The organism is Bradyrhizobium sp. 157, from assembly GCF_023073815.1.
Classification (GTDB): Bacteria; Pseudomonadota; Alphaproteobacteria; order Rhizobiales; family Xanthobacteraceae; genus Bradyrhizobium.
The window spans coordinates 1-3,793 of record NZ_JADPKF010000098.1 but is presented as its reverse complement, the minus strand read 5'-3'; the positions used below and the strand labels follow the sequence as shown (position 1 = coordinate 3,793).

2 protein-coding genes are annotated in these 3,793 nt (G+C 60.9%); both read left to right on the top strand.

Features of this window, described 5'->3' with window-relative positions; genetic code table 11:
* Window positions 1-947 precede the first annotated feature (947 nt).
* Window positions 948-2,213 (top strand): serine hydrolase domain-containing protein, encoded by a 1,266-nt coding sequence (locus IVA95_RS30660; protein WP_247513892.1) that lies wholly within the window; start codon window positions 948-950, stop codon window positions 2,211-2,213.
* Window positions 2,214-2,531: 318 nt separating this feature from the next.
* A complete protein-coding gene (locus tag IVA95_RS30655) occupies window positions 2,532-3,425 on the top strand; it encodes a ferritin-like domain-containing protein (protein ID WP_256470317.1) in 894 nt (297 codons plus the stop codon).
* The last annotated feature ends 368 nt before the right edge of the window (window positions 3,426-3,793 follow it).

The following is a 3,793-nucleotide window of genomic DNA, read 5'->3' as shown; positions in this document are numbered from 1 at the left end:
TAATCTTCGTCATGGACGGTCCCCTTGTCTGGTTCGACTCAGCATCGCCAGTCTGGCACATCGATGCCGTTCGGGGGCCGTCCACCCCATCATTGCGAGTGAAGCGAAGCAATCCATCTCGCGGCATAACGGATGGATGGATTGCTTCGCTGCGCTCGCAAGGACGTGGATACAGTTTCGCGATCTCGCGACGCGTTGCGCCCGAGTTTTGCCATCAACTTCCCGCCCTCTTGTTCAGAGGGCGCAGGGAAGACCGGGTGCGCGCCGCACCCGCGGTCTCGTGTGCAATTTGCGCACTAAGAACGCGCACACGAGCATACAGGTACAGCGGGAGCATCCCGGCCTTCCCTGCGCAATGGCTTTACGGCTTACTTCGTGCTCTCCCCGGTGAACGGCTTTCTTGCCACCGTCGCCCCGAGAAGCTTCGCTTCTCCTGGGACTTAACGCCAGCACCGCGGCGCCAGAACCACACGACTTCGCCGTAGCGTCGTGCGCCTACGTCTTGTGCGCCTCTCGCGTCCACCGCATCTCACCGCACGTTCGTGACGATCGCGAGCCGCCCCTCCATCGGGTGAGACGGGCGGAGTTATGCGACTGATTTGCCCCTCGCGTGAAGCGAAATATTTTTGATTACCGGGCTTGATCATTTCGGAAAATCAGAAGTGATTTGCCCGTCGCGTTATCTTGCCGCGGCCGGCTGCATCAACTGTGCTTGTGCGCGAAGCAAATCAGCTCGCAGCCGTAGGATAGGCAACGCGAAGCGTGCCCACCTCACGCAGCGCGATCCCGGTCAATGCCGTCATCATTCAATGAAACGTAGAGTGGATATGCGACGGCCCGATTGCCCTGCTCGCACGCTCGCCTTGCCGCTGGTAGAGGCGCGATCTAACATGGTCACTCAAGCATAATAATCCTGCGGGCCTGAACTGCATTCCAGGGAGAAGACCATGAAGCCATTCATGACGGCCGCAGCGCTTGTTGCCGGTATCGCCGCCAATGCGGCAAATGCCGCGCCGCTGCCCGAGGCAAAGCCGGATGACGTCGGATTTTCGCAGCAGGGACTGGCCCGCCTTGACGATTTTCTTGCCCGGGAGATCGCCGCGAAGCGTGTGCCCGGCGCCGTGGTCGCGATAGCCCGCGACGGAAAGCTCGTGCAATACAAGGCGTACGGCCAGCTTGATCCGGTGAAAGGCACGCCGATGCCGCTGGATGCTGTGTTCGCGCTTGCCTCCATGACCAAACCGATGGCCGCCGTCGCGGGTCTGACACTTATGGAACAGGGCCGCTTGCCGCTTCGGGCAAAGCTTGCGGACTACTATCCCGCGTTCGCCGAGATGAAAGTGGGCGTGCCGCAACCCGACAGTTCACTGAAGTTCGATGCTCAGGTTTCGCCGATCTACATCCACGATCTTTATCGACACACATCTGGGCTGATGTATGGAGGACGCCCAGACAGTTCGAGCCCGGTCGCGCGTCAGTATCCGGAGGGCACCGCGCCGGCGATCGAAGGCGATACCCAGGCCTTCATCGATCGCATCACAAAGCTGCCGCTGGCGCACCAACCCGCTAGGGTTTTCGAGTACGGCTTCTCGATCGACGTGCTCGGCGCGGTCGTTGAAAAAGTCAGCGAGCAGCGGCTTGGCGATTACTTGGCCAGCAATGTATGGCAACCACTCGGCATGAAGGACGCCACATTCCACCCAACAGAGGCGCAGCGAGCGCGTCTTGCCCGGCCATTTCCCAATGACCCGCTGACGGGCAAGCCGCAGGCGATCAAGCTTCTCGATACGCCAACCAAGTTCGACTGCGGCGGCGCGTGCGCGTTTGCGACCGTGGGCGACTACCTACGCTTTGGACAGATGCTGCTCAATGGCGGCGAGCTCGACGGCCAGCGCATTCTCGGGCCCAAGACAGTGCACCACATGATCTCCAACCACCTTGGGCCGGAGATCAAGAACAACGTAGCTAATGTGGAGCCGCATCGCGCTGGCTTTAGCTTCGGCCTTGGCGTGGCCGTACGCACCAGCGAAGGTCTGTCGTCGGTGCCGGGTAATCCTGGCGAGTTCACCTGGAATGGCGCCTACGGCACGCAGTTCTTCAGCGACCCGAAGGAGCGCCTTGTCGTGGTCGTGGGAACGGCGGCACCCGGCGAACTTCGGAAGTACTACCGCGAGCAGGTGCAAGATATCGTCTACGGCGCCATGGTGCGGTAGCAGTCCGTGGGGTGGGAAAAGCCACCGTGTTGCGCGAACGCGCGCGGTGACAGGCTCCGCGTGCCCACCATCGAGAACACAATCGATGCTAAATGATGGGCACGGCGCACTCGCGCCTTTGCCCACCATTGCATGCACAGGCCAAGCCTGGCGGCCTCACGACGTCGTGCCTGCCTGATCGAGTTCGATTGGAACGTGACCTGCGGCCTAACGTTATATCGCTCCAGCACTAGCTGGTACCGAGGTCGCGCCGTGAGCGCCCTCAACGCTGAACAGTGCGTGGCGCGGCCCTCAATCCAGAACGGAGGAGGTTACGCCATGGATGCATTGCGCATTTCCCGCCGGCAATCGATCGCCGGCCTATCGGTCGCGGGACTCGCAGGACTGCTCATTCCACCTGCCTATGCCCAGCAGAAGCGCGAGACCACGGGGGTCGGAATCGGCAAGAAGGGAGCAGCGATCGACGACGAAGACATTCTCACCTTCGCGCTGAACCTCGAATACATGGAAGCTGAGTTCTATCTGCGCGCAACGACCGGCAAGGGGATCAGCGATACCGATGCCGGTATGGATGCCGGCAGAGTCGTGGGCGGACACGAGGCCCAATTCAAGGAGAAGGCGATACGCGAGTTCATTGAAGAGACGGCGGAGAACGAACTGGCCCACGTTCGCTTCTATCGCAAGACGCTAGGCCGAAACGCCATTTCACGACCTGCGATCGACTTCGACGCCGGCTTCAAGGCTGCTGCTCAGGCTGCCGGATTGCCTGCCGATTTCGACCCATTTGCCGATGACATGTCGGTCCTTCTGGGCGGCATGCTGTTCGAAGACGTCGGCGTGACCGCCTACGCGGGTGCGGCTCCCCTGCTCAAGAAAAAGGAATTCGTGGAAGCGGCGGCCGGAATTCTTGCTGTTGAAGCCTACCACATGGGAATGGCGCGCTCCCAGCTCTACATGATGGGCGAGAAGGCATGGGACGCCGCCAACGCAATCTCGGATGCACGGGATAAAATTGACGGGACTCCCGAAAAAGAAGACGAGGGGATCAGAGTTGACGGCAAAGCCAATTTCGTGCCTTCGACCCCCGACGGGATCGCATTCACGCGTACACCGCAAGAGGTTCTGCGTATCGTTTATCTGGCCGACAAGGCCGGTGTCAGCAAAGGCGGTTTCTACCCGAACGGAATGAACGGAGAACTCAAGACGACCTGACTGCGATACGCACTCTGCCGCACGTGTTCCAGGGATCCACGGGCTTTCGTCGCTTAGGAGCCTCAGGTGCGTAATTGCGCACCTGAGGCCCCGCCTTTTGGCGCGCGCTATGATGTGCAATTGCACATCGCTGCTGCATCATCCTCCGCTGCGGTTGCTGCCGCCGCACCGGAGTGTCGTGCGCAATCCAGGTTGTGATCGTGCCGGCATCCGCCCGCGCCGGCTGTTCGACGGGCATTCAAGCTAGACTAGAGCATAATGAAATTGGATTTGATTGCGACCACGAAGAAGGTGCGCTCCCTCTCCCGCTTGCGGGGGAGGGCTGGGGTGGGGGTGTCTCCGCGGGCGACACTGCCCGAGTGGAGAGA

Bases quoted from the DNA above. Each gene is read 5' to 3' on its own strand.
- IVA95_RS30660 (WP_247513892.1), top strand. From the start codon at position 948: ATGAAGCCATTCATGACGGCCGCAGCGCTTGTTGCCGGTATCGCCGCC.
- IVA95_RS30655 (WP_256470317.1), top strand. From the start codon at position 2,532: ATGGATGCATTGCGCATTTCCCGCCGGCAATCGATCGCCGGCCTATCG.